This window comes from Cryobacterium sp. M23, assembly GCF_002929655.1.
In the GTDB taxonomy this organism is placed as follows: domain Bacteria; phylum Actinomycetota; class Actinomycetes; order Actinomycetales; family Microbacteriaceae; genus Cryobacterium; species Cryobacterium sandaracinum.
Genome location: NZ_PJJV01000049.1, coordinates 16587 through 40042, shown reverse-complemented (window position 1 = coordinate 40042; position 23456 = coordinate 16587). Strand labels below are relative to the sequence as shown.

Below are 23456 nucleotides of genomic sequence, written 5' to 3'. Positions count from 1 at the left end.
GCGGCGTAGGCGCGGCCGGCGCGGCGTAGGCGCGGCCGGCGCGGCGTAGGCGAGTCCGCGGTGGCCCGCGTTTCTACGCGGGCACCGCACCGTCGCTGGGCTTCCCCGCAGCCGGGCGTGCCGTCGCGGGGCGTCACGGCCCGGCGGCCACGGGCCGCAAACTGATACGCTCCGGCCATGCGAATCAAGATGTGCAGCGTCCACGTGAACGATCCGTCCGCCGCGTTCGACTTCTACACGTCCGTGCTCGGATTCGAGAAGCTGATGTCCATGCCGGAGCACCAGCTGTACATCGTGAAGTCCCCGGAAGACCCCGACGGGGTCGGCCTCCTCCTCGAGCCAAGCGACAACAAGGTCTCCCAGAAGTACGCTCAGGGCATCCGCAGCCTCGGGCTGCCGGCCATCGTGTTCGGCACACCGGATGTGCAGGCCGAGTACGAGCGACTCCGCACCCTGGGCGTTCAGTTCGCCGGCGCCCCCAGCACGGATGCCTACGGCACCTCCGTCATCTTCGACGACACCTGCGGCAACCTGATCCAGCTCCACGAAGACGAGCAGTAGCGAGCGCCCGGACTGCCGGGTCGCGTTCTGCGCTCCGACCCGCTTCCGACTCCCGATCCCCCTACAACTCCCGACTCCACCTCCCGACTCCAATCTGTGGCTAACTCAGGAGATCCCGACCAAGGCCGTCCCCGGGGCCACTGTTTCCGCGGCGGATGGTGTCCGATCGCGACCGTGCCGCCGGATCTCCTGAGTTAGCCCCCGCCGCGCGGCGCACGGCCGGAATACCGGGCCCGGATCATCCGTTGGGGCCAGTGTGAATCGATTTGCGAACGACCTGCTGCCCGCATCCACCGGCATGGGCGCGGTGACCCTGCGGGTGGGCGACCTCGACGCCATGATCACGTATTACCGCGACGCGGTGACCCTCGAGCTGCAGAGCCACGAGGGGCCGGTCGCCGTGCTCGGGCGCGGAACCACACCGATCGTTGTTCTGCAGCACGCCCCGGAGCTGGCCGCCGCCGAGCCCCGCTCGAGCGGGCTGTTCCACACCGCCATCCTCTTCGATACGCAGGCGCAGCTCGCCGCGGCCGTCTACTCGGTGGGCACAACGCATCCGGGATCGTTCACCGGCAGTGCCGATCACCTGGTCAGCCAGGCCTTCTACTTTACCGACCCGGAGGGCAACGGCATCGAGCTGTACTGGGACCGCGACCGCACCGAGTGGAGCTGGACCCACGGCCAGGTCGAGATGGCCACCCTCTACCTCGACCCGAACACCTTCATCGGCGAGCACCTGACCCGGGACGGTCAGGCGCATCCGTCGGTCGGCAACGCCATCGTCGGGCACGTGCACCTTTCCGTCGGCGACGTGGGCACGGCCCGCGAGTTCTACGTGGACCGCCTCGGCTTCGAGGCGACGGCGACCCTTGGTGGCCAGGCCCTGTTCGTCTCGGCCGGCGGCTACCACCACCACATGGCCATGAACACCTGGAACAGCGCCGGCGCCGGCAAGCGCCGACTGGCCCTCGGGCTCGGCGAGGTCGATATCATCCTGCCGGGCACCGACGACATCGGTGCCCTCAACGAACGGATGTCCCACTTCGGCGTGCAGACCCGTCACGACGGGCAGACCCTCGGCTTCGACGACCCGTGGGGCAACCAGATCGTGGTGCGCACGAAGTAGCCCGCGGCCCGCACGGCGTCAGCGCACGGCGTCAGCGCACGGCGTCAGCGCGGCGCACCCCGCCGACGCCGAACGCAGATGTCCTATGCGCCGGCTCCGGGCGCAGCGCCGGCTCCCGGCGCCGCACCCGTGCCGCGGGAGGCCGCCCGGGTGGCACGGCGGCTCAGGCCGTGCACGGCCGCCTGGTATTCCTTGGCTCCCAGCGGACGTCCCGGCAGCTTGGGCCGGCCACAGTCGACGGCCCGCAGCCCGTCGAGCACGATCGACAGCTGGCGCCGCCACTGGCCGGTGTAACCGCCGCCGAGGGTGCCGAGCGAGCCCACCATGGTGACGAGGACCGCGAGGTCGACCGCATCGACATCCGTTCGGAGGTCGCCGTCGCGTTTGGCCTGCGTGACGAGGGCCGACAGCACCGCTTTGAACGAGGCCGCCTTGCCGCGCGCCGGGTCGACCGTCTCCATGCGCTTGAGGATGGGCGGCAGCGACGGGTCGGCGACGAGCCACTCGGCGACGCGTTCGGTGTAGACGACGATGCCGTCCCACGCGGTGGGGGCAGCCGCGATCTCGTCGCGCACCGAGGCCAGCTCGGCGAGGGAGATGTCGTGCAGGGCCCTGACGAGGTCGTCCCGGGTGGAAAAATTGCGGTACAGCGTGGCCACGCCCACGTCGGCGCGGCGGGCGATCTCCTCCAGCGAAGCGTCAACGCCGTGCACCGCGATCAGTGCCCGCGCCTCAACGAGGAGACGCTCACGGTTCTGCCGGGCGTCACGCCGTCGAGGCTGCGCCCCATCCTGCGGGGTCGATTCGGGCGAAGTCATGACCCTGAGTCTAGGTCCCGAACCTTGGCATCGCGGAGGCTCACCTCCACGCCTCCCCCTGGCAGGTGTCAGCCAGTTGCGCCGGGCCGGGGCTGTCCCGCACAATGCAGTCAGCACCCGAACGAAACGGAGCACCATGTCGGTCGAGCACAACACCCGCGAGTTCGATCCCGAGATCGTGACGGATTTCCGGGAGCGGATGAGTTACGGCTCCTACCTCGATCTGGACACCCTGCTCGGTGCGCAGAAGCCGGTCAGCTCACCCGAGCACCACGACGAGCTTCTGTTCATCATCCAGCACCAGACCACCGAGCTCTGGCTGAAGCTCGTGCTGCACGAGCTGCGCGCCGCGACCGCGTTCCTGCGCCAGGACCAGATCGCCCCGGCCCTCAAATGCATCGCCAGGGTCAAGCACATCCAGCGCACCCTGACCGAGCAGTGGTCGGTGCTAGCCACGCTCACGCCCAGCGAATACGCCGAGTTCCGGCATTTCCTGGGCAACTCGTCCGGGTTCCAGTCGTATCAGTACCGGGCCGTCGAGTTCGCGCTCGGCAACAAGAACCGGCGCATGCTGAGCGTGTTCGAGAGCGATCCGGATGCTCACGCGCTCCTCTCCGAGATGCTTGCGGCCCCCAGCATTTATGACGAGTTCCTGCGCTACCTGCACCGGCAGGGGTTCGCTATCCCGGCATCCGTGCTGGAGCGCGACGTGACGGAGGCATGGGTGCTGCATCCGGAACTCGTGGCCACCTTTCGCGGGATCTACGAGAACGCGGGCGAGCACTGGGGTGCCTACGAGGCCTGCGAGGAACTCGTCGACCTGGAGGACAACTTCCAGCTCTGGCGGTTCCGTCACCTCAAGACCGTGCAGCGCATCATCGGCATGAAGACCGGTACCGGTGGGTCGAGCGGGGCCGCCTTCCTGCAGAAGGCGCTCGAGCTGACCTTCTTCCCCGAGTTGTTCGCCGTGCGCACCGAACTCGGCACATGAGGCACGGATGACCGGCGGCCGGCCAGGCGGATCGGTGCCAGGCGAACCGGTGCCGTGCGAACCGGTGCCGTGCGGACCGGTGCCAGGCGGATCGGTGCCGGGCAGGACGGTCGGCAGGACCGTGCTCCCGGGCTTCCTCGATGCGCATGTGCACCTCGCGCTGATCGACCCGGCCCCGCTCACCGCGGCCGGCATCGCCCGCGTGCTCGACCTCGGCGGGTGGACGCCGCCGAGGTCGACGCTTCCGGTCGAGTCCGACCCGCGTGCTCGACCTCGGCGGGTGGAGGTGGGCGCGGGAGAGCCACAGCGAGCGGGGCGTCCCGCGAGCGCGGTCCTTCCCGAGACCGTGTTCGCGGGGCAGTTCCTCGCCGCGCCGGGCGGCTACCCGAGCGAACGGTCCTGGGCCCCGGCAGGCAGCGTGCGCTTCGTGGCACAGGCAACGGATGCCGCGGCGGCCGTCGACGACCAGCTGGGGCTCGGGGCATCCGTGATCAAGGTCACGCTGAACGGCGATGCCGGGCCAGTGCTGCCGCGCGCGGTTCTCGCGGCCATAGTCGGGCACGCCCACGATCGCGGGGCCCCCGTTCTCGCCCATGCCGAGGGGGCCGGCCAGGCGCTCCGCGCGTTCGAGGCCGGGGTGGACGCCCTGGCGCACACGCCGTTCAGCGAGCGGCTGGGCGACGAGGTGATTGCGGCCATGGCCGGGCGGATGGCATGGATCAGCACCCTCGACATCCACGGCTGGGGCGAGCCGACCGACGACTTCGATCGCGCGGTCGACAATCTGCGCCGCTTCCACCGGGCCGGCGGACAGGTGCTCTACGGCACCGACCTCGGCAACGGCCCGCTGCCGCTCGGGCTGAACCGGCGGGAGATCAACGCGCTGCTCGGCGCCGGCCTGAGCGGCGACGACGTGCTGCGGAGCCTGACCATGGGAAACCTCGGCGGCTTCCGGACCGTGCTGCGCGGCCCAACAGGCACCGAGCGCCTGGTCACGGTGCTGCGTGGCAAGCGCCCGGCCGACCCGGCCGCGTTCAGCGCCTGGCTCGGCACCGCCCGGGCGATCAGCCCGGCCGACCTGGGCGACCTCGGCACCCTCGACCCGCCGGATTCCTGAGCGCACCCCCGACCGCATCCGCCGCCGCACGGCCGTCCGCGCTTCCCGCAGTCGCGCGGCCACGCGCGTGGGTGGGATACTGCCAGCGCGGCACGGTGTCGGCGAGTCCCCGGGAAGCGCGCATCGCTGCGAGAGATGGCTGCCCATCATCCGTTCGACCTCGAGGAATCCAGATGACCCCCCACACCGACACCAGCCCCGCCGGCAACGGCAGCCAGGATGCCCAGCTCGCCTTCGCCCGCCGGATGGACCGCATCGACGGGCTCGGGCACTACCGGCGGCAGTTCGTCGGCATCGAACCCGACAGCGCGACCGGCGCGACCGGGCACACCCCGAGCCTCGTCGCCTACCTCGACGGCAACTCCCTCGGCCGGCCCACCCGGGCCAGCGTGGCCCGCATCACCGAGTTCCTCACCCACGACTGGGGCACCCGCCTGATCCGCGGCTGGGACGAGGCCTGGCTGGACCTTCCGCTGAAAATCGGCGACGACATCGGCCGCGCCGCCCTCGGGGCCGCGCCCGGCCAGGTCTTCGTCGGCGACTCGACCACCGTGCTGCTCTACAAGTTGGCGCGGGCGGCCGTCGACTACCTCCGCGTCGACGCGGAGCCGACGCGCACCGAGATCGTGCTGGACACCGACAACTTCCCCACCGACCGCTACCTGCTCGAGGGCATCGCGGCCGAACGTGGCATGACGCTGCACTGGATCCACTCCGACCCCGCGAGCGGCGTCACAGTGGAGCAGGTGCGGCAGGCCGTGGGCCCGCAGACGGCGCTCGTGCTGCTCAGCCACGTGGCCTACCGCTCAAGTTTCCTTGCCGATATGCGCGAGATCACCGCGGTGGTGCACACCGCGGGCGGCCTCGTGCTCTGGGACCTCAGCCACTCGGTCGGCTCCGTGGTGGTCGAACTCGACCTGTGCGACGTGGACCTGGCCGTCGGCTGCTCCTACAAATACCTGAACGGCGGCCCCGGCGCCCCCGCGTTCGCCTATGTGCGCAGCGACCTGCAAGACGTTCTCACCCAGCCGATTCAGGGCTGGATGGGAACGAAGGATGTCTTCACGATGGGCCCGGGGTATGTGCCGGCCGACGGCATCCGTCGCTTCATGAGCGGAACCCCGCCGATCGTGGGGATGCTGGCCATGCAGGATTCGCTCGCGATGATCGAGGAGGCGGGCATCGACCAGGTGCGCGCCAAGTCGGTGGCACTGACCGAGTTCGCGCTGACCCTCGTGGATGCTTGGCTTGCCCCGATGGGCGTGACTGTGTCGTCGCCGCGAGAGCCCACGCACCGCGGCGGTCACGTGACCGTGAACCACCCCGCCATGCGACAGGTGACGCAGATTCTGTGGGAGCACGATGTGATCCCCGATTTCCGCACGCCCGACGCACTGCGCATCGGCCTGTCCCCGCTGAGCACAAGCTTCGTCGAGACCTTCGAGGGGGTCGCGGCGATCCGGGACGTGCTGCGCGGTGTGCTGCTCGGGCAGAGCGGGCTTGCCGGCGGAGCCAACGGTGGTCTCGGCACCGGCCTGGGCACCGGCCTGGCCGGTGCGCTCGGCGGCCCGGGGGTCGGCCTGTAGGATCGTGGAATCCACCCCCCGACGCCTCCGGAGTGAGCTATGCCAACAATCGTCGTAGAAGTTATGCCCAAGGCCGAGCTGCTCGACCCGCAGGGGAAGGCCGTCGCCGGCGCCCTGGGTCGTCTCGGCAAGACCCGTTTCACCAGCGTTCGCCTGGGCAAGCGGTTTGAACTCACCATCGACGGCCACGTCGACGACGCCGTGCTCGCCGAGGTGCAAGAACTCGCCGACACCGTACTGTCCAACACGGTGATCGAGGATGTCATCGGCATCCACGTGCTGGAGGCACCCGCCGGAGAGACCCACTGATGCGCATCGGCGTCGTCACGTTCCCCGGTTCGCTCGACGATCGCGACGCCGCGCGCGCGATCCGCCTGGCCGGCGCAGAGCCCGTCGCCCTCTGGCACGGCGAGCACGACCTGCACGGCGTGGACGCGCTCGTACTGCCCGGCGGCTTCAGCTACGGCGACTACCTGCGCTGCGGCGCCATCGCGAGCCTCTCTCCGATCATGGCCGAGGTCATCAGCGCGGCCAACGGCGGCATGCCCGTACTCGGTGTCTGCAACGGCTTCCAGATGCTGACCGAGGCGCACCTGCTCGAGGGCGGCCTGATTCGCAACGACCACGGCTCGTTCATCTGCCGCGACCAGAGATTGCGCGTCGAGAGCGCCCTCACCGACTGGACCGGCGGTTTCGCGGCCGGCCAGGAGATCACCATCCCGCTCAAGAACGGCGAGGGCGGCTTCATCGCCTCCGCCGACACGCTCGAGCGCCTCGAGGGTGAGGGCCGCGTGGTCGTGCGCTACGTCGGCATGAACCCGAACGGCTCGCTCAACGACATCGCCGGCATCAGTAACATGCGCGGCAACGTCGTCGGCCTGATGCCGCACCCCGAGCACGCGGTCGAGCCGGGCTTCGGCCCCGACACCGTCGACGCCATGCGCAGCGGCACCGACGGAATCACCTTCTTCACCTCCGTGATCGAACGGATGCTCGTCAGCGCGTAACAGCGTCCGCACCATGCGGTTGTCGGCGCGCCGGAGCGCCGGCGCGCTAGCCTGTCAGGGTGACGTCTAACAGCGGTGTGCGTGTGAGTGCCGCTGTCCGCGGGATGCCGCCGGGCTACTTCGCGTTGGTCATGGCCACGGGGATCATCTCGGTCGGGATGCACCTGATCGGCGTCCAGACGCTCAGCTTCATCCTTATGGTCGTGTGTGCCGCGGCCTACCTGATTCTCGTGGCGCTCACCGGGTGGCGGCTCATCGCCTATTCCGCGGCCTTCCTTGCGGACATGCACGATCCCCACCGCGGATTCCAGTTCTTCACTTTCGTCGCCGGCACCAACGTCCTGGCTGCCCGTCTCGCCATCGAGGGCTGGTTCGGCCTGGCGACGGTTCTCCTCGGGGTGTCCGGAATCACCTGGCTGTTGCTCGGCTACGCTCTCCCGTGGTTCGCGGTCCTGGGTCGCAGCGTGCGCCCCGTGCTCAACGCCGCGAACGGGACCTGGTTCATCTGGGTCGTCGCCAGCCAGTCGGTCGCCGTCGTGGCAGCCTCGTTGGAGCCCGTGTCGGGCGATGCCAGGGCACTGCTCGCAGTCCTCGCGATCTTGTCCTGGTCGGTGGGCATCTTCCTCTACGGAGCCGCGGGTGTTTTCGTATCCTTACGGTTGGTGCTCTATGACATCCGGCCTGAGCAGTTGGACCCGCCCTACTGGGTGTCCATGGGCGCGTGCGCGATCACGGTGCTGGCCGGTGCCCGCATCGTCGAAATGGCGGACGCCCCAATGGTGACCGCGACCCGGGGGCTCGTTGCGGGCGTCTCCGTCATGTTCTGGGCGTTCGCCACCTGGCTCATCCCCGTGCTCATCGCGGTGGGGTTCTGGCGTCACGTCACACACCGAGTGCCACTGCGCTACGAAGCGACGCTGTGGAGCATCGCATTTCCTGTCGGGATGTACGCGGTCGCCGGAATCTACCTGGGCCAGGCCGATGACCTTCCACTGGTCGGGCAGATCGGGACCGTCTCACTCTGGGTGGCTCTCGTGGTGTGGTTGGTCGTGTTCACCGCGATGGTCCGCCAGCCGCTGCGGGCAGGTGGACTGTTTCGTGGATCCCCTGACCCGCGGCACCTGAACGTTGAGCCCGCAGTCACCGACCGACCGAGAAAGTGAGAACCGACCCGTGCAGAAAATTTCGATCGAGGCGTTCGCCCGCGAACACCTCGAAGGCAGCCGCAGCCGGCACCAGTGGTCGCGCAGCCGGAACGGTCTTCGGCGGCCACGAGAAGGTGATGCGTCAAACCGTCATTGCGCTGCTGGCCGGGATCTCCCTGAGCGAGCATGAGAATCCGGGTGAGGCGACGGTCTATGTCCTCAGCGGGCGCGTGCGGCTAAGAGCCGGCGACGACGTCTGGGAGGGGCGCGCCGGTGATTTCCTGATCGTTCCGGACGCACGGCACAGCCTTGAGGCGGTCGTAGATTCCACGGTCCTGATGACCGTTGCCAAGAAGGGCTAGAACGCCAGATCGAGGACCGCCGCGACAGGCGCGCAGCGATCCCCGTGCCGGTGATCAGGCGATGATCGTCCACGGGTTCTCGATCAGACGGGTCAGCGTTTGCAGGAACTGTGCGGCCACAGCGCCGTCGATGATCCGGTGGTCCGCCGACAGGGTGTAGCGCATCCTGTGCCGGGCAACGATCTCGTCCCCGACCACGACAGCCTCGCGGGCGGTGCCGCCGACGGCCAGGATCGCCCCTTCGGGCGGGTTGATGATCGCGGTGAACTGCTCCACACCGAACATGCCGAGGTTGCTGATGGTGAACGTGCCGCCCGACATCTGGCCGGCTGTGAGCTTCTTGGCGTTGGCCAGGGAGACGAGCTGCTTGGCTTCCGTACCGAGCTGGCTGACGGTCTTCTGGTCCGCGTCCTCGATCACGGGAACCACGAGGCCGTTGCCCGAGGCGACAGCCACACCGATGTTGACGCGGTGGTGCACCAGCATCTCGACGCTCGCGTCGTCGATGTAGGACGCGTTGACCTCGGGGTGCTCGCGGAGGGCGAGCGCGCTCGCCCGAATCAGCAGGTCGTTGATGCTCACCTTCGGCCGACCGGCCTGAACGAGTTGCGCGTTCAGCTCGGTGCGCAACTTCACGAGGTTCTCGGCGTCGGCCGCGGCGGTGACGAAGAAGTGCGGAATGGTGCGGGCGCTCTCACCCAGCCGCCGCGCGATGATGCGGCGCATGTTGCTCAGCGGGATCGCCTCGGACGCGCGCTTGTCGAGGGTGTCCGGTGAGGGTGCGGCGGCTGCCGCGCTCGGAGCGACCACGGTCGCGTTGGGGACGGCAAAGTCGGCACCGGGCGCGGGCGCCTGGGCGAGCAGTGCGTCGGTATCCGAGCGGATGATGCGGCCGCCGGGGCCCGTGCCGCGCACCTGGCTCAGGTCGAGATGGTTTTCCCGCGCGAGCTTGCGCACCAGCGGTGACGCGAAGAGGCGCTCACCGCGCCCGGCGGCGTTCCCGTCCGCATTGCCATCGGTCGGAGGAACTGCCGGTGCGGCCTCGGCCGCCGGCGCAGCCGCCGGTGCAGCCGCCGGTGCAGCCGCCGGTGCGTCGGCAGCGGCGGCCGGCGTCGCCCCCGGCATGACACTCGGCTTGCCGTCGTCCAGCAGTGCGATGGGCTCGCCGATGGAGACCAGCTTCCCCTCTGCCACGAGATGCTCCGAGAGTGTGCCGGCCTCGTAGGCTTCGTACTCCATCGTGGCCTTATCGGTCTCGATCTCGACGAGCAGGTCCCCGACCTCGACCCGGTCACCGGGCTGCTTGTGCCAGATCGCGATCGCGCCTTCCTCCATCGTGTCGGAGAGGCGGGGCATTGTGATTTCGATCATGATTTTTCACCCATCGGGTAGCGGCGGCGACCGACGGCGTCGAGGGTCTGCCGGATGGCGCCGATGACGTCCTCCGCCGACGGCAACGCGGCCGTCTCCAAAGGTTTTGAGTACGGCAGCGGCACCTCTGCCATCGCGACGCGTCGAACGGGCGCGTCCAGGTAGTCGAAGGCGCCGTCGGAGATCGTGGCCGCGATTTCAGCGCCGATTCCATAGGTCAGCCAGTCATCCTCGAGGATGACGGCGGCGTGCGTCTTCTTGACGGACTCCACAACCGTTTCGCGGTCCAGCGGACGCAGGCTGCGCAGGTCGATGACCTCGATGTCGAGGCCGTCCGATTCCGCGAGCTGCGCCGCGACCTGCGACGCGACGTGGGCCATCCGTGAATAGCCGATCAGGGTGATGTCGCTTCCCTTGCGGGTGACGGCAGCCTTGCCGATTTCGGCCGACACGTCGCCGTCAGGCACCTCGCCCTTGATGTTGTAGAGCGACAGGTTTTCCAGGAACAGCACGGGGTCATCGTCCCGGATCGCCGCGATCAGAAGCGCCTTGGCGTCGGCCGGCGTGCTGGGTGCGACGACCTTCATCCCGGGGACGAAGGCGTAGAAGAGCTCGATGTTCTGCGAGTGGGTCGCACCCAGCTGCTGTCCGCCGCCACCCGGCGTGCGGATGACGAGAGGCACTCGGGCCTGTCCACCGAACATGCCGTAGATCTTGGCGGCGTGGTTCACGATCTGGTCGAGCGCGAGCAGGGAGAAGTTGATGGTCATGATCTCGACCACGGGGCGGAGCCCGAGCATCGCGGCGCCGATGGCGGCACCGGTGAAACCCTCTTCGGCGATCGAGGTGTCCCGCACGCGCTTCTCGCCGAACTCGTCGAGCATGCCCGCGGTGATCTTGTACGCGCCTTCGAAGAGACCGATCTCCTCACCCATCAGGAACACATTTTCGTCACGCAGCATCTCGGAACGCAGCGTGTCGTGCAGTGCCTGGCGATAGGTCATGATGCTCATTGGTTGACTCCGTAGTCGGGGATCGGTGCCGGCTCGAACAGAGGCTGCCCGGGCAACCGATGGGAGTCATTGGCCACGGCTGTGGCGTAGGTGTAGTCGAACAGGGTCGACACATTCGGGAACGGGCTGTTCTCGGCGAACGCCGCCGCCTCGGTTGCCTGAAGGGTTACTTCCTCGTCGATCTTCGCCAGTTCCTGCTCGTCGAGCAGACCGTCCGCGACCAGCTTGCCGGCGAAGGTGTGCACCGGGTCTCGTTCCTTGACCAGGGACATCTCCTCGTCGGAGCGGTACTTGGCCGGGTCGACGACGGAGTGCCCACGCAGTCGTTCCGTCACGACCTCGAGCAGGAAGGGCTTACCGCTGCGAGCCTGAGCAACGGCACGCTGGGCGGCCTCGAACACGGCGACGGGATCGAGCCCATCGACGCGTTCCGACGCCATCCGGTACGCGGATGCGCGCTTGTAGAGGTCCGGCTCAGCCGAAGCCTTGTCTACCGTCGTGGCCATTCCCAGCCTGTTGTTGATGATGACGTAGACGATCGGAAGGTTCCAGAGAGACGCGATGTTCAAAGACTCGTGGAATGCTCCGATGTTCGTGGTGCCATCGCCCATCGTGCACAGCACGATCTCGTCGCCGGCGCGGTAGTCGATGGCCAGGGCGGCCCCCGTCGCCAGCGGGATCTGGCCGCCGACGATGCCGTAGCCGCCCAGCATCCGCTTCTCGAGGTCGAACATGTGCATCGAGCCGCCCCACCCCTTGGACACCCCGTCGGATCGGCCGTACAGTTCGGCCATCACCCGGTTGGGGTGGATGCCGCGGGTGATCGCGTAGCCATGCTCGCGGTAGTTGGTGAAGAGGTAGTCGCTCGGGCGGAGCGCGGACATGAGCCCGACGACCGCAGCCTCCTCGCCGAGATTCAGGTGGCAGTAGCCGCCGATCAGCGCTTGCGTGTAGGCCCGTGCGGCTCGCTCTTCGAACCGGCGGATGAGCATCATCTGGCGGTAGAACCCGGTCAAGAGTTCCCGGTCGGCCGGGGAGACATCGGGTTTTGCGCCCGGGGTCGGCCGACCCGGGGAAGTGGTTGGTCGGGACTGGGTCGCCACGGATGTACGCGGTCGAGTGGTCATGGAAGAACTCCCTGCTCGGCCTTCGTGAGGTCGGAGATCGAAGAGTCGCATCGAATTTTAATGATACGAATTAGTTTCATTCTACATCCGAGAGTACGTTTGCGTTAAACGTTTTTTTGAAGATCCGAAGGGCCGGACATGGACTCAGCGACCCCAGCGAGCCCGGTTCGCAAGCGCGGCCGACCCACGGAGGCGGGGCGCGTCGAGCGTCGAGGCCAGATCCTCGACGCCGCGTTGCCGGTCTTCCTCGAATATGGCTTCGGCAAGGCGACGGTGGACCGGATTGCCGCCGCGTCCCGCGTCACCAAGCGCACCATCTACACCTACTTCGGCGACAAGGATGGCGTCTTCACCGAGATGCAGCGACGCCTCGCCGCGAACGTCAGTGGCGAGCCTGTCCGTCCGGAGACGCTGGAATCACTCGCCGCGCGTATCGTGTACGGGTTGCACTCGGCCCAGATGATCGGACTACACCGCCTCGTGATCGCCGAGTCGCTGCGTTTTCCCGAACTCGCCCGACGGCTGCACGACAACGGCGACATGCGCCACATCGCGCGCCTCGCAGACCACATTCGGGCCGAGCACGGCCAGGCGGCCGCTGCCCGTGCCGAGCAGCTCTACGCACTGCTGCTGGGCGAAGACTACCGGCGGCGGCTGCTCGGGCTGCTCGAACCGGTGACCGCCGCCGAGGCCGCGGTCCACGCTCGGTCCGCGCTGGCCGTCATCCAGTTGACGACGGCGAGCCCCCCGTCCGACGCCGCATCGGCAGCGGGTGCGCCGAGTCCGTGATGACGATCCGATCGTCGATCCTGCCCTGGCGCATCTCGTCGAGGACGTCGGTCAGCTCCTCGAGGCGGCCAGTGGCGACAGCCGGGTGGAACACTCCACGGTTGTGGAAAATCAGGGCTTCGAGAAGGTCACGGCGGGTGCCCCCGATCGAACCGCGAATGGTGAGGCCCTTGAGCACGATGTCGAAGATCGGCGCCGACAGCCCACCGCCGTCAGGCAGCGATGGGCCTCAGCTGCAGCCGCTCGTGCTGCCACAGCTTTCGCAGACGTAGCACGAACCGGACGGACGCATGGCGGTGCCGCACGACATGCACAGCGGCGAATCCAGGCTGAGACCCTGCTGAGCCTCGAGTAGTTCCGCCGAGGAATGCACCGCTCGAGTCGCCCCTGCAGGCGGCTGGGCCGGAGGCAGCACCTGGCTCGGTGGCGCCGTTTCCGTTGCTTCAGAGCCACCCGCATCGAGCTGGGAAACGCGCTCGGCGGTCGTGAAGATCCCCATCGACGAGCGCGTGGCGAACGGCAGGTGGTCCAGGGCCAGGCGGCGGAAAATGTAGTCCATCATCGACTGCGCCATCCGGATGTCCGGGTCATCGGTCATCCCCGCCGGTTCGAAGCGCAGATTGGTGAACTTCTCGACGTAGGTCGGCAGCGGCACCCCGTACTGCAGGCCGATCGAGACCGCGATGGAGAATGCGTCCATGACCCCGGACAGAGTAGAACCCTGTTTGCCCAGCCGGAGGAAGATCTCGCCGAGTTCGTCGTTGGGGTACAACCCCGCCGTGAGATGCCCCTCGGCGCCGGCGACGGCGAAGGACGTGGTGATCGACGTGCGGGACTTCGGGAGTCGCCGCCGGATCGGCGACGCGGGCTGCACGACCGGCACGGACGCCGGGGCGGCCTTGCCGTCCGATAGGGGCTGACCGACCTTGCAGTTGTCGCGGTAAATGGCCACCGCCTTGAGCCCGAGCTTCCAGCCCTGGAAGTAGACCTCCTCCACTTCGTCGACCGTTGCGCTCTGCGGGAGGTTGACGGTTTTGGAGATGGCTCCGGAGAGGAACGGCTGAACCGCGGCCATCATGCGCACGTGGCCCATCGGCGCGATGGCCCTCTTTCCCATGGCGCAGTCGAAGATCGCGTAGTGTTCCGGTTCGAGCCCGGGGGCACCGATGACCTGTCCGTGCAGGGCGATGTGTTCGACGATCGCCTCGGCGGCCTCCTGCGGGTACCCCAGGCCGCGCAGCGCTCGGGGCACGGTCTGGTTGACGATCTGCATGGAGCCGCCACCCACCAGCTTCTTGAACTTCACCAGTGAGAAATCCGGTTCGATTCCCGTGGTGTCACAGTCCATCATGAAGCCGATCGTGCCGGTGGGAGCGAGAACACTGGCTTGCGCGTTTCGCCAGCCGGACACCTCCCCCAACATCAGGGCCTGCTGCCAGGCCGCCGACGCCCGATCATGGATCTCGCCGCTCATGCCACCCGAGGTCTGCAGGGCGATGTCGGCTGCCTCGTGCTTGCGCATGACTCTCGTGTGGGCCTCCGCATTGCGCGCGAAGCCCTCGTACGGGCCAACCACTCCGGCCAGCTCGGCCGAACGCCGGTAGGCGGTTCCGGTCATCAGGGAGGTGATCCCGGCGGCCACGGCCCTGCCCGACTCGGAATCGTAGGCGTGACCGGCGGCCATCAGGAGAGCACCGAGGTTGGCGTAGCCGATGCCCAGCTGGCGGAACGCGCGGGTCGTCTCACCGATGGCCGGCGTCGGGAAGTCGGCGAAGCAGATCGAGATGTCCATCGCCGTGGTGATCAGCTCGACCGCCCGAACGAAGGCATCCGTGTCGAACACGTCCTCCCCCGGGACGGCGTCGGCGCGCAGAAACTTGAGCAGATTGAGCGAGGCCAGGTTGCAGGACGAGTTGTCGAGCGACATGTACTCCGAGCAGGGATTCGACGCCGTGATCCGACCCGATTCGGGATTGGTATGCCAGTCGTTGATGGTGTCGTCATACTGGATTCCCGGGTCGGCGCAGTCCCACGCCGCTTGGGCGAGTTGACGGAACAGGCCCGGTCCGTGCACTGACTCGATCTCGCTTCCGTCCTGCCGGGAGGTGAGGGAGAAGCTGGTGCCGTTTTCCACGGCTCGCATGAACTCGTCACTGACCCGAACGGTGTTGTTGGCGTTCTGGTACTGCACGCTCGCCATGTCCGCACCGCCGAGGTCCATGTCGTAGCCGGCATCCCGCAGAGCGCGGATTTTGCCTTCCTCCCTCGACTTGGCCTCGATGAATTCCACGATGTCCGGGTGGTCCACGTCGAGCACCACCATTTTGGCAGCACGCCGGGTCGCCCCGCCGGACTTGATCGTGCCCGCGCTGGCATCGGCGCCGCGCATGAACGAGACGGGCCCACTGGCCGTTCCGCCGGAGGAGAGCAGCTCTTTGGAGGAACGCAGTTGGGACAGGTTCACCCCCGCCCCAGAACCGCCCTTGAAGATCATCCCCTCATCGCGGTACCAGCCGAGAATGGACTCCATTGTGTCCTCGACCGAGAGGATGAAGCAGGCGCTGACCTGCTGCGGCGATGGCGTCCCGACGTTGAACCACACCGGGGAGTTGAACGAGAAGACCTGATGCAGGAGCAGCCAGGTCAGTTCCGCACCGAAGACCTCCGCGTCGCCGTCCCCGGCGAAGTACCCGTTCGCCGACCCGGCAACCACATACTGCGTGACCACCCGGTCGATCAGCTGCTTGAGGCTGGACTCCCGCTCGGGCGACCCGATGGCCCCGCGAAAGTACTTCGTGCTCACAATGGTGGAGGCGTTCGCCGACCAGGTGTCCGGGAACTCGACACCCTTCTGCTCGAAGACGGTTTCGCCATTCTTCCAGTTCGTCTGCACGACATCGCGAAGCTCCCAGACCACCTCGTCGTACGGGTGGACCCCGGGCGTGCTGAAGTGGCGCTCGATGGCCAGTCCGGCACTATGCGCACCCTGATCGCTTCCGTCAGACCCGGCTTCGGCGTTCTGATTCCTGCTGCTCACGTTCGCTCCCCACTCACGACACCCGAATGCCATATTACTACCAGTGGGTGTCAACTCCTCAGTGAACCACTACATGTAGTGATTGTGTTTTTCTGCTTCGGCTCGGGCGTGTCCTCGACGGGCAGTGCGGCAGAAAAAAGCCCGCCTGGCGGTGCGGAGCAGGGCTGCACGCACAGGCCGGCCCATCAATGCCGCGACGCCGCCGGCCAGGACGACGGCCCGCATCAGATCCCCACCGAAAGAGGTTGCGCTGCTGAAGGGGAAAATCTGAGCCCCGCGGCGCAACCACGTCGATTGGGGGGTGATGTTCCGCGCGGCGTGCAGCATCCCAACGGTGGCCGGGCACCCGCGCACCGACGGCAGACAGCCGCACCGGCACGCGAATGCATGAAACGATGGAATTGTCCGGTACCGGCCCAGCTTCGTCAACCTAGTCCGGCGATCAACGGGAGGCCACGAAATGGCAAGAATCTACACCAGAACCGGCGACGCCGGCAGCACCGGGATGCTTCATGGCGGCAGGGTCTCCAAGGGTGATGAACTCATGGACGCGGTCGGCGACATCGACGAAGCGGTGTCTGCCCTCGGTCTGGCGCGAGCGGGATGCGCCGAGCCCGAGCATGCCGCGATCCTGTTCCGCGTGCAGCGCGATTTGTTCGTCGTCGCAGCCGATCTGGTCGTGAACCCGGCTCACCGCGACCGCCTCGTCCCGCGCATATCGCTGGTCGTTCCGGACATGGTCACGGAGTTGGAGAGAATCATCGACGGGCTGGTGACCGCCCGGCCACTGCGGCCGGTTTTCCTCATCCCCGGGTCGACGCCCACCGAGGCCGCCATCGATCTGGCCAGAACGGTGGTGCGGCGGGCCGAGCGGCACACGGTGCGGGCCGGTGTGGTCGGGCATCCGGTCAGCGACGACGCGCGGCACTACCTCAACCGGCTCTCCGACCTGCTCTACGTGCTTGCCCGGCACTCGGCGGGCCCCGAAACAGAGCCTGCCAGCCACGACTGAGGACGACTCAAAATTGAATTCTCTCCCTCGCCGGTTCCTCCTCCGCTTAGCCTCAATACCGTTCATTTAAGCGTTTGAGTGGTGATTTCTGGCTCGTGGAGGGGTTGTGGCCAGTGCGCGTGGTGGAAGCGTTTGGCGGGCCACTTCGAGACCTTGCGTTTGATGACGCGAGGGTGTGATCGCCGTCGTCGCGCCGGGTTCAGGCGCCGGACGAGGGCGAGGATGGCGTGGCGCCAGACCGCTTTGGCGTGGTCAGGCTGCGGAGGGGGAAAAAGCGCCCTGGGCCACGGAACGGCGGGCGATGCGGAGTGCGGCAACGAAAGAGACCCGGTCGGGGTCACGGCGAGCATGCTGGGCGGCCCCAACCATGAGCGTGCGGATCGCGTAGTGGCAACAGAGGTGCCCCCAGATTCCCGTCGCGTCCAGGCCGCGCTCAGCGAAGCCCAACCGCGCTCCGGCGTAGCCGTGACCGAAGCCAACCTGGCCCACCTGCCACGGCTGGTCGCCGAGCACGTCCGTCGCTCCGGGGCAGTCGGTCAACCCCGGGTGTCTTCCCTGCGCGCCAATATTCACGGCCGGATACGTGCCAGCGCCACGTCGCGATGGATGACTTACACCGGTGAGCAGGTCAACACCTACGGGCCCGCGCCCAGCCGGTTGTTCTGGATGGACGCCACGATGTTCGGCCTGCCGGTCGACGTCCTCCACGTCCTCGTCGGGCGCACCGCCACCATGCGCGTCAAGCTGTGCTCGATGCTGCCGATGGCAAATGCTGCAGGGCCGGAGATGGATCGGGCCGAAACCGTGACACTGTTCAACGACCTCTGCATCCTCGCCCCCGCGGCGTTCATTGACGCCCCAATCGTCTGGCAGCCCCTCGACGACAGCCATGTCCGCGGGGTTTTCACCAACGGTGCGCAGACCGTGACCGCCGACCTGACCTTCTGCGACGGCGACCTCGTCGACTTCATCTCCGACGACCGGATGAGCACCACCCCGGACGGCTCCACCTTCACCCCTCAACTCTGGTCGACACCCGTGAGCGACTACCGAGCTTTCGGCACCCGGCGACTCGCCACCCGCGGCGACGGCCGTTGGCATCCCACTGCCCCCCCGTGACCAGTTCGTCTACTTCGAATACAACCAATACACCATCACCTACAACCCCGACGCCACAGCGGCCGGCGCGCCAGCCCGAGTTCGAAGGTCGGTCTAGTACACCAAACGGGTCTCGTTGCGCACCGTGTTCGCTCGCCCCCGTGGTAGCTGGAGCCTCCGGGAATCCTAAGGCCGCATATCCGGTGGCATCAGTGATGAGACATCCGTCACCAAGTCCACGCACCGAGAGAACGGGTTCATGTCGGGGTTCGCCACACCGCCGGTGGTCGAGATTGTCCGTGTTTTTGCCAGGCTCAATCACAGGCACGACGTGCCCGATTGCCGTGGGTATAGGTTGGGGAAATGGGGGTGTCGTTTTCGATCGACCGGGTGAGTACCGACGATCTGATGTCGCTGGCAACCGAGCGTGGAGCCTCGCCACTGCAGGTAGGTGCCGTGCTGATCATCGACACGGCTGACGTGCTCGGTACGGGGACTGGGCTCGATGTCGAGCGGGCTGTCGACCTTCTCGCCCAGCGTCTACCGGGCGTGCCGCGCCTACGGCAGAGGCTCGTGCCCGCGCCGTTCGGCTGCGGACGTCCGATCTGGGCGGACGATGCCGATTTCGACGTGACCCAGCACGTGAGCGTCGTCCCCTGCCCGGCCCCCGGGGGCGAGCAGGCGGTACTCGATCTAGCCGCAGTGCTGCTCGTCACTCCGCTGCCGCGCACCCGTGCGCTCTGGGCAGCCACTCTTGTCACCGGAGTAGCGCGGCACCAAGCCGCGTTGATCGTCGTCTTTCACCACGTGCTCGCCGACGGCGTGGCTGGCCTGGTCGTGCTGGGCGGGCTCGTCGACCAGTCGGACGCTACCGGGACGCCCAGGGCCGTGGGCCCGAAGACGCGTGAATCCGATTTCCCGCGGCCGCAAGCATCCATTCGCCAGCTCGCCATCGACGCCTGGACCCGCCGGCTAGGTTCACTGCGAGCTCTCCCCGCTCTGCTGCGCCGCCTCCTTGATGCGGCCCGGGAATTGCGGTCGGTGCGGTGGACGCGCCTGAGGTCAACCTCGCTCAACCGACCGACCGGCCCGCGACGAAGCCTCGCTACGGTCACGGTGGCGCTGGACGAAATCCGCAACGCCGGTCACGCCCAGAAAGCCACGGTCAACGACGTCGTGCTCACCGCGATCGGTGGCGCACTGCACCGGCTCCTCGCGTTGCGCGACGAGGCTGTCGACCGGTTCATCGTCTCGGTGCCGTTCTCCGAGCGGCGCGCCACGACGCACGGAGACCTAGGCAATCGCAGCGGGGTTATCCCGATCCGGGTACCCGGCGTCGGCGCCGCGGAAAGTCGATTGCGATTCGTAGCAGAGGGGACCCGGAAGGCCAAACGGTCGTCGCCCGGTGCGACGACCGCCCTGCTCGGCCCGTTTTTCCGGGTGCTCGCGCAGCTGGGACTATTCCAATGGTTCGTCGACCGGCAGCGTCTAATCCACACCTTTGTAAGCAATTTGCGCGGGCCAGAACAGCGACTCTCAATCTTTGGCTGCCCGGTCACCGCGATTGTCCCGCTGAGCGCCGCGACGGGAAACGTGACCGTCTCATTCACTGTGCTCTCATACGCAGGCGATCTCACGATCACTCTCATCGCCGACCCCGATGCTTGCCCCGACTTGGCCACGCTGCAGGGTCTGCTCGCCGAGGAGCTAGCAGAGCTCGCCAGGTGAGCCTGTCGCCCTCGTCGATCTCAGCAAAGAGAGGCGGTTACTGCACCCTGCGGGGCGAGCGCTCCTACGCCGAACTCTCCTGCCACTGGCCAAGGCCCTGCACGAAGGTTCTACTGAGGCAATTTGGGAAAGTCGCGTCGGGGCCGCTGCCGGGTAACGTTCCGACGAGACCGCCCAGGATGCGCCGGTCGATCGCGACGAGTCGCCCGAGTCCCCGCAATAAATTCCTTGGCCGACATTCAGCCCTAGAAGCCGGGCACGTCGGGAAGAAACTACTGCGGGCGCGGGTTGTGCCATCCACCAATAACGTTGTTCCCGACGATCTGCACGACGCCAATGGTCGGCCGGGCGAGTCCGGTCAGCATCTAATGGGATTCAATCCTCGCAGAACCCCTAGCGGATACGGAGCGAGGGAGAGTTCCATCGGCCGAGTCTCTGTTGCGCGCAGTTGGCCTACGCGCAACAAAGCCCCGCAAACGGCTTATCCGATTAGTTCCACGCCTGGTCTCGGAAATCGCTGATACCGTGCTCGCTCCGGCTCTTCAGCGCCAGCGTGAGCAGATGAATCAGATCGCGAAACCCCCGCTACCGGCGTCGGGTACTTGAACACTCGGCCCGTCCAGCCTGCTGGGCTCATCCGGCAACGAACGCGCCAGCCATGAGGTCAATTTCGCTTTCCGGGATGTTGAGTCGGCGGGCTTCCACGACCCACCCGGAGACAGCGGCCTTGACTTCTAATAGCAATGCGACGGCGTCTTTCACACGGAAGTACCGAGCCACGTCTAGGAGGGCGGCGGTGTCCGCGAAAAAGGTGTCGTAGTCGATGGACGTGGACAACTCCTTGGGTCCCGCTGCCGGGTTGGGGTTGAGGTCGAACGCGGGAGACAAGTCCCAGCTGCGTGTGGTGTCCGACCGGAGGAACCCGTGGTTTCTGAGATGGTCGTCGGTGTTAGAGATCAGGATTGAGAACGCGATCCGGCGCCACAGCTCGCGAAGGTCACGCGTCGCAGATGAGGATGACTGCTCAATGACCTCGGCGATTTCCAAGTAGCTGCGGTGCTCGCCGTCAACTGCTTCGAGCATCGTCATAGCGCTCACATATCCGATGCGACGATCCCCGACTCTGTCGAACCTGTTGAGCAGCAGCACGTTCCGGCCTGCGACACTCATCAATTCAGTGCGCGGCGTTCGAATGCCTGCCCGGCTGGCCAGCGTCAGAGCGAGCTGCTCCCACGCCATGACGTCCCATTCGTCGGAGGCAACACGGGGGAACTTCGCAATGAGCAATGCACCCCGGCCGTTGACAACGGCAGCTTTGGGCCGGGCACCACCGATAGAGCTTCCCGCACGCAGGAGTAGCCGCAACGATTCGTCATCGGGATGGTCGCTCTCAACAGATTCAACAGCGTGGAGAAGCCTCGACAGGCCGACCAGGTGCGGCACGCTTGCAGCCGCCGGCCCCAGCCAATCAGTGGTCCCCGGATGACGGAACCGGAAGGCGCCCTGACGAAGGTCGTCGCGAACACCGAGCGTGTAATCAAGTTCGCCGAAACTGCGTTCAGCTCCACCGCCTTGTGCGGCACGGTGATGTTCGGATCTTTCGATGAGTTTGCGTCCCCAGCGGTCGGGAGCGCAGTCCGTGAACGCCCCGAAAAGGCGACGCCCGTCCGCAGTGTTGAAAGACCCGGATGAGAGGGGTAGCCCCGGATCGAGCGAGTACGCGTCTGGTCTGGCCAGATAATCGATGTCGTAGGTGAAAGTGGCGCTCTCGGAGTTGCGTCGACGATGCGCGTAGACCGTGCCCGCGCGGACGTCGACACCGTCTATTTGCACCCAGACTTCCGCGTCAGACATCGGCCTGTTTCTTCGGCCGGCTCTGACGCACACGCTGCGGGAGAACTTCCTCGGAGCGAAGCCGGCCGATGTCGCTGCGATAAGGGTCGGCGCTCTCAACGACCGTGTCCATGATTCCAAGTGCCCGGAAGACACGCAGCGCGGTCTCGAGGCTGACGCCTCCCTGCCCCGATTCCAGCTTGTGGAGGGTTGCCCGGCTCATGCCCGCGCGATCGGCGACCTGCGCCGCAGTCAACCCGAGAAGTTTCCGCCACGTCTGAATGTCCATACCAAGTTCACGGAGAGCACGCCGGACGGGGATGGGGGTTAATCGCTTCTCGACCATTGAATCTCCTCCCTAACGCCTATTATTTTATACACTAACGCTTATAAAGCATTTCATACTCTGCATTAGCTTGGTTTTCCGTCTGCGGCGGATCGCAGCGCACCGGACGAGTGTGCCGCGCGTCGGGCGTGTGGCGGGCAGACTCCGGCGCCTTTACGGGCGGAGAGGTTCACGCGTGCCCACATTTGGCAGGAATGTCGGGTGCGGCCCAAACTCACAAGACTCACAAATCGCACAAGACGCACAAGACGCACAAGACTCACAAGGGACTGCCTCGAGTTCAGTTGACTCCAAGGGTGAATGGTTTCAGGCGGCCGCGCGAGCCGGGCGAATGGCCCCTTCGATCTCCGCGCAAGCGCCTGATGTCTGGCATCGGCGAAGAGTTTCTTCATCCCGCCGTGGCGGAGCAGAGCCATGTCATCGATCGAGTCCGCGCCGGCGAGCATCCCCGCGACCAACGCGGTGACTTTCAACCCCGCGTTCGCCCCGAAGTACCCCGGCAACGTCAACCACCGGCTGGCAAGCTCGCCCAGGCCTGTGGAGGCGGCATCATCGCAGGGACGAGTCCGGCGGCCGACACGAGATTGGTGTCATCGAAGGACGCTGACAAGGCCGTGGATCTATGGAAAAATTGCATCTACGAGATGCCTTTCGTGTCAGTCGAAATGAACCCTAAGTAAGTTCTACTTTTCCTGATCTGGAAGGCATTCTCTGTTTTACGCGCCGTCAATTCCCCAGCCTCACCGGTGGATTGAGGCTTAGGACACCGTGACCAACACCGGGGGGACCGGCAGGCGAGGTGACGGCGTGCGTCGAGCACCCCAGGTTCGCCGCCATCCGGCACGGTCGGGACCGGATGCCGCCGACAGGCCCCCCGGTGGAACCGTGCGTGCTCGGGCGGTCGGCCGTGCACTGACGTCGGTGAACTCCGGGACCGCAATTTCGTGGTCGATGACCGCACCATCGGCGATGAAAGCCCCACGGCCGATGTCCGTGTTGCTGGCCAGGCGCGCCTCGTTTCCGACAATCGCATCGGCTCCGATATGCACGTTCGCGCCGACGAAGACCCGCGCGCCGATGATCGCCCCGTGGTCGATCCAGCTCCCCTGCCCGATCCACGATTCAGGCCCGACCTGGGCGTCACTTTCCACATACGTTGCGCTCGACACGTAGGCGCTCGGGTTCACCTGGGCACCGGGCGACACCAGTCCACGCCCGTTCTCGTGACGCCGGTACTTCGTCACCTGGCCCTTCTCGAGTTCCACTTCCACACTCATTCTTGCCACTAGCAGTCTCCTCGATCTCATCGTACGATTCATTAAAAGGATAACTCTGCTTTTAATAAACTGTCCAGGAAAGTTTCCCGGCGATCACGGCGCGGGCGCCGCA

Annotated in this window: 20 protein-coding genes and 3 pseudogenes; 13 read left to right on the top strand and 10 right to left on the bottom strand. The window is 66.7% G+C overall.

Annotation, left to right across the window (positions count from 1 at the left end; translation table 11 throughout):
• The first annotated feature begins 177 nt into the window (after nt 1-177).
• Both CXY82_RS02755 and CXY82_RS02750 read left to right on the top strand, forming a co-directional pair.
• Nucleotides 178-561, top strand: a complete 384-nt coding sequence (locus CXY82_RS02755) for a VOC family protein (protein WP_104169578.1) — start codon at nt 178-180, stop codon at nt 559-561.
• A 298-nt stretch (nt 562-859) separates the two neighbouring features.
• Nucleotides 860-1687, top strand: coding sequence for a VOC family protein (locus tag CXY82_RS02750; protein ID WP_104169581.1), 828 nt, complete (start codon nt 860-862; stop codon nt 1685-1687).
• 83 nt (nt 1688-1770) lie between these two features.
• Here CXY82_RS02750 and CXY82_RS02745 read toward each other — a convergent pair whose 3' ends face one another.
• Nucleotides 1771-2505: a TetR/AcrR family transcriptional regulator gene (locus tag CXY82_RS02745; protein WP_158252013.1), complete on the bottom strand. Its 735-nt coding sequence runs from the start codon at nt 2503-2505 to the stop codon at nt 1771-1773.
• 136 nt (nt 2506-2641) lie between these two features.
• On the opposite strand from CXY82_RS02745, the gene kynA reads away from it, so the two are divergent.
• The 7 genes and pseudogenes from kynA to CXY82_RS02710 all read left to right on the top strand — a co-directional run bounded on the left by kynA (nt 2642) and on the right by CXY82_RS02710 (nt 8713).
• Nucleotides 2642-3496 (top strand): tryptophan 2,3-dioxygenase, encoded by an 855-nt coding sequence (kynA, locus tag CXY82_RS02740; protein WP_104169576.1) that lies wholly within the window; start codon nt 2642-2644, stop codon nt 3494-3496.
• A gap of 121 nt (nt 3497-3617) precedes the next feature.
• Nucleotides 3618-4613: an amidohydrolase gene (locus CXY82_RS02735; protein WP_104169575.1), complete on the top strand. Its 996-nt coding sequence runs from the start codon at nt 3618-3620 to the stop codon at nt 4611-4613.
• Between the two features lie 173 nt (nt 4614-4786).
• Entirely contained in the window at nt 4787-6199 is a 1413-nt protein-coding gene (locus CXY82_RS02730) for a kynureninase (RefSeq protein WP_104169574.1), read from the top strand.
• 39 nt (nt 6200-6238) lie between these two features.
• Entirely contained in the window at nt 6239-6508 is a 270-nt protein-coding gene (gene purS / locus CXY82_RS02725; protein WP_104099452.1) for a phosphoribosylformylglycinamidine synthase subunit PurS, read from the top strand.
• On the top strand, nt 6508-7206 hold the full coding sequence (gene purQ / locus CXY82_RS02720) for a phosphoribosylformylglycinamidine synthase subunit PurQ (RefSeq protein WP_104169573.1): 699 nt from the start codon (nt 6508-6510) through the stop codon (nt 7204-7206). Before purS ends, purQ begins: the two co-directional genes overlap by 1 nt.
• A 59-nt stretch (nt 7207-7265) precedes the next feature.
• Entirely contained in the window at nt 7266-8369 is a 1104-nt protein-coding gene (locus tag CXY82_RS02715) for a tellurite resistance/C4-dicarboxylate transporter family protein (RefSeq protein ID WP_104169572.1), read from the top strand.
• Between the two features lie 10 nt (nt 8370-8379).
• Nucleotides 8380-8713 (top strand): annotated as a pseudogene (locus tag CXY82_RS02710) (cupin domain-containing protein).
• 54 nt (nt 8714-8767) lie between these two features.
• Here CXY82_RS02710 and CXY82_RS02705 read toward each other — a convergent pair.
• Genes CXY82_RS02705 through pdhA form a run of 3 tightly spaced genes read right to left on the bottom strand, consistent with a single transcriptional unit; the run spans nt 8768 to nt 12224 of the window.
• Nucleotides 8768-10084, bottom strand: a complete 1317-nt coding sequence (locus tag CXY82_RS02705) for a dihydrolipoamide acetyltransferase family protein (RefSeq protein ID WP_199180863.1) — start codon at nt 10082-10084, stop codon at nt 8768-8770.
• A complete protein-coding gene (locus tag CXY82_RS02700) occupies nt 10081-11097 on the bottom strand; it encodes an alpha-ketoacid dehydrogenase subunit beta (protein WP_104099447.1) in 1017 nt (338 codons plus the stop codon). Before CXY82_RS02700 ends, CXY82_RS02705 begins: the two co-directional genes overlap by 4 nt.
• Nucleotides 11094-12224, bottom strand: coding sequence for a pyruvate dehydrogenase (acetyl-transferring) E1 component subunit alpha (gene pdhA / locus CXY82_RS02695; protein WP_104169571.1), 1131 nt, complete (start codon nt 12222-12224; stop codon nt 11094-11096). Before pdhA ends, CXY82_RS02700 begins: the two co-directional genes overlap by 4 nt.
• A gap of 138 nt (nt 12225-12362) precedes the next feature.
• Here pdhA and CXY82_RS02690 point away from each other — a divergent pair, with 138 nt between their 5' ends.
• Nucleotides 12363-13013 (top strand): TetR/AcrR family transcriptional regulator, encoded by a 651-nt coding sequence (locus CXY82_RS02690; protein ID WP_104169570.1) that lies wholly within the window; start codon nt 12363-12365, stop codon nt 13011-13013.
• A gap of 229 nt (nt 13014-13242) precedes the next feature.
• On the opposite strand, the gene CXY82_RS02680 is transcribed toward CXY82_RS02690, so the two are convergent.
• Nucleotides 13243-16050: a vitamin B12-dependent ribonucleotide reductase gene (locus CXY82_RS02680; RefSeq protein WP_255408562.1), complete on the bottom strand. Its 2808-nt coding sequence runs from the start codon at nt 16048-16050 to the stop codon at nt 13243-13245.
• 460 nt (nt 16051-16510) lie between these two features.
• Here CXY82_RS02680 and CXY82_RS02675 point away from each other — a divergent pair, with 460 nt between their 5' ends.
• Nucleotides 16511-17062, top strand: a complete 552-nt coding sequence (locus CXY82_RS02675; protein WP_104169567.1) for a cob(I)yrinic acid a,c-diamide adenosyltransferase — start codon at nt 16511-16513, stop codon at nt 17060-17062.
• 252 nt (nt 17063-17314) lie between these two features.
• On the opposite strand, the pseudogene CXY82_RS02665 reads toward CXY82_RS02675, so the two are convergent.
• Nucleotides 17315-17473: pseudogene (locus tag CXY82_RS02665) on the bottom strand (IS4 family transposase); the annotation flags it as partial.
• On the opposite strand from CXY82_RS02665, the gene CXY82_RS02660 reads away from it, so the two are divergent.
• Both CXY82_RS02660 and CXY82_RS02655 read left to right on the top strand, forming a co-directional pair.
• Nucleotides 17411-18181, top strand: a complete 771-nt coding sequence (locus CXY82_RS02660; RefSeq protein WP_370443671.1) for a DUF6544 family protein — start codon at nt 17411-17413, stop codon at nt 18179-18181. The pseudogene CXY82_RS02665 and the gene CXY82_RS02660 overlap by 63 nt on opposite strands.
• A gap of 342 nt (nt 18182-18523) precedes the next feature.
• Nucleotides 18524-19888 (top strand): wax ester/triacylglycerol synthase domain-containing protein, encoded by a 1365-nt coding sequence (locus CXY82_RS02655; RefSeq protein ID WP_104169564.1) that lies wholly within the window; start codon nt 18524-18526, stop codon nt 19886-19888.
• Between the two features lie 633 nt (nt 19889-20521).
• Here the strand turns inward: CXY82_RS02655 and CXY82_RS02650 are convergent.
• The 4 genes and pseudogenes from CXY82_RS02650 to CXY82_RS02635 all read right to left on the bottom strand — a co-directional run bounded on the left by CXY82_RS02650 (nt 20522) and on the right by CXY82_RS02635 (nt 23344).
• On the bottom strand, nt 20522-21742 hold the full coding sequence (locus CXY82_RS02650) for a type II toxin-antitoxin system HipA family toxin (protein ID WP_104169563.1): 1221 nt from the start codon (nt 21740-21742) through the stop codon (nt 20522-20524).
• Nucleotides 21735-22067 (bottom strand): helix-turn-helix domain-containing protein, encoded by a 333-nt coding sequence (locus tag CXY82_RS02645; RefSeq protein WP_104169562.1) that lies wholly within the window; start codon nt 22065-22067, stop codon nt 21735-21737. Before CXY82_RS02645 ends, CXY82_RS02650 begins: the two co-directional genes overlap by 8 nt.
• Nucleotides 22068-22441: 374 nt before the next feature.
• Nucleotides 22442-22704, bottom strand: a pseudogene (locus CXY82_RS02640) (IS1380 family transposase); the annotation flags it as partial.
• A gap of 121 nt (nt 22705-22825) precedes the next feature.
• On the bottom strand, nt 22826-23344 hold the full coding sequence (locus tag CXY82_RS02635) for a hypothetical protein (protein ID WP_233194022.1): 519 nt from the start codon (nt 23342-23344) through the stop codon (nt 22826-22828).
• Nucleotides 23345-23456: the final 112 nt, after the last annotated feature.